2 protein-coding genes are annotated in these 2,160 nt (G+C 62.7%); one reads left to right on the top strand and one right to left on the bottom strand.

Translation table 11 applies throughout. From position 1 onward, the window contains the following. A partial coding sequence (locus tag AC1DUU_RS30280) for an aminotransferase class I/II-fold pyridoxal phosphate-dependent enzyme (protein WP_476787010.1) occupies window positions 1-439 on the bottom strand: 439 nt, incomplete at its 3' end. A gap of 318 nt (window positions 440-757) precedes the next feature. On the opposite strand from AC1DUU_RS30280, the gene AC1DUU_RS30275 reads away from it, so the two are divergent. Next, window positions 758-2,160, top strand: a 1,403-nt coding sequence (locus AC1DUU_RS30275) for a thiamine pyrophosphate-binding protein (protein WP_476787009.1), incomplete at its 3' end; no start/stop codon positions are given.

Here is a 2,160-nt window from a genome sequence, read left to right as displayed (position 1 = left end):
AGGGATAGCTGACCACTTCGAGACCAGCCGCCGCCAGCAGCGAGGGATGGTTCGGCCAGGTCGGTGTCGGCAGGTAAACCTTGCAGCCAGGCTTGAGCCGATTGGCAAAATCGCCCGCAACGCGCAAGGCGCCGGTGCCACCCGGCGTCTGGATCGCCTGCGACCGCGCGATCAAGCCACTATTGGCGCCGAAGATCAGCTCCCTGGTCAGCCGGTTATAGTCGTCGTTGCCGGCCGAGGAGACATACGACTTCGACTTCTGGGTCTCCACCAGGAAAGTTTCCGCCTGCTTGACGGTGGCCAGCACAGGTGCGTTGCCCTGCCCGTCCTTGTAGATGCCGATACCGAGATCAACCTTGTCGGAGCTCGGATCATCGCGAAATTGCTGCATCATCCCAAGCAGCGGATCGGCCGTCGGCGTGGAGAGATTGGAAAACATAACATCCTCGTTTGTCTCGTATTGTGAGACTCTATCGCGTATTTTGAACATGGTCAACTTCTGGCTTGCCGCATCCAGCGGCGGCGCAAGCGACGCCTAGCATTTTTTACGGATGTGCACGACAGGCGACCAGCGCCGGCATCTGACTGGTCATTATCGGGTGCGATTTTTCGTTGACTAGCGAGACGCCGTAACGCATTATGAGACGACATTGTATTCCACGTGACTATTCGCAGGACTTTGGGATGCRCCTTGGCCCAGCTAACGGCCCAGATCAGACCTCCGCCTTGCGGTCAAAAGCTATCGGAGAAGAAAAGCGTGAGCGGGAAGTACGAACCTATGGAGCTGACCGGGGGACAGGCGCTGGTAGYCCAGCTCCTCGAAGAAGGCGTGACCGACATCTTCGGCATTCCCGGCATTCAGCTCGACTGGGCGGTGGAAGCCATCCGCAGCCAGCCCGACCGCATCCGGTATGTCATGCCGCGCCACGAACAGGCGACGTCCTACATGGCCGACGGTTATGCCCGCACGACCGGACGCGAAGGCGTGTTCATGGTCGTGCCGGGACCCGGCGTGCTCAACGCGCTTTCCGGCCTCGCCACCGCCTATGCCTGCAGTTCGCGCGTGCTGTGCATCTCGGGCCAAATCCCCTCGACGCTGATCGGCCAGAAGCACGGCATGCTGCACGAGATCCCGGATCAAAGCGGCATCCTCAAGTCGCTGACCAAATGGCATGGCATTGCTCACCGCCCCGAAGATGTGCCCGCGCTCGTCCACGAAGCCTTCGTGCAGCTCCGCTCGGGCCACCCGCGTCCGGTCGCCATCGAACTGCCGCCGGATGTGCTGCAGGCCAAGGGCGTGACATCAATACTGCCGCGCGCCGAATTCAGCCGGGCCGAGCCGCAACAGGACGCCGTCAAGGCGGCTGCGACCATCTTGGCGCAGTCGAAATTCCCGGTCATCCAGGTTGGCGGTGGTGCTGCCGCATCCGGCGCTGGCAAAGCCATCCAAGCGCTCGCCAAGCGGCTGCAGGCGCCTGTGGTCATGACCGACGGCGCGCGCGGCATCCTTGACGACAACCACCCGCTGGCGCTGACGTCGCTTGGCGGCCGGGCCGTGTTTCCCCATGCAGATGTGGTTGTGGCTGTCGGCACCCGTTTCATCGACGGCATCGCCAAGCCCACCCATGCCAGCGACAAGACCAAATATATCTACGTCAATGTCGACGCTGGGGCTGCCAGCGCACCCCGTGCACCAGGCTGCCTGGTGCTATCGGATGCGGCTGCCGGCGCCGAAGCGCTTCTCGCCGCCCTRCCGGCAGATGAGCGCACCTCGTCCGCCGACAAGATTGCCAAGGTCAAAGCCTGGTCCTCATCGCAGACCGACGCGATCCAGCCGCAGACCGACTATGTCAGGGCCATCCGCTCCAGCATGGCCGACGACGACATCCTGGTCAGCGAACTGACCCAGGTCGGCTATTTCTCCAACATCGCCTTCCCAGTCCATGCCGCCAACTCCTACGTCACCCCAGGCTATCAGGGCACGCTGGGCTACGGCTTCAACACGGCACTTGGTGCCGCGCACGGCAATCCGGACCGGCGCGTGGTTTCGCTCAATGGCGACGGCGGCTTCGGCTGGGGCATGCAGGAGCTGGCGACGCTTTCACGCGACGGTTGCAACATGTCGGTCGTGGTGTTCGTCGACGGCCATTACGGCAATGT

It is taken from the genome of Aminobacter sp. P4_H6_2 (assembly GCF_056400805.1).
This window is presented reverse-complemented; position numbering and strand designations above follow the sequence as displayed.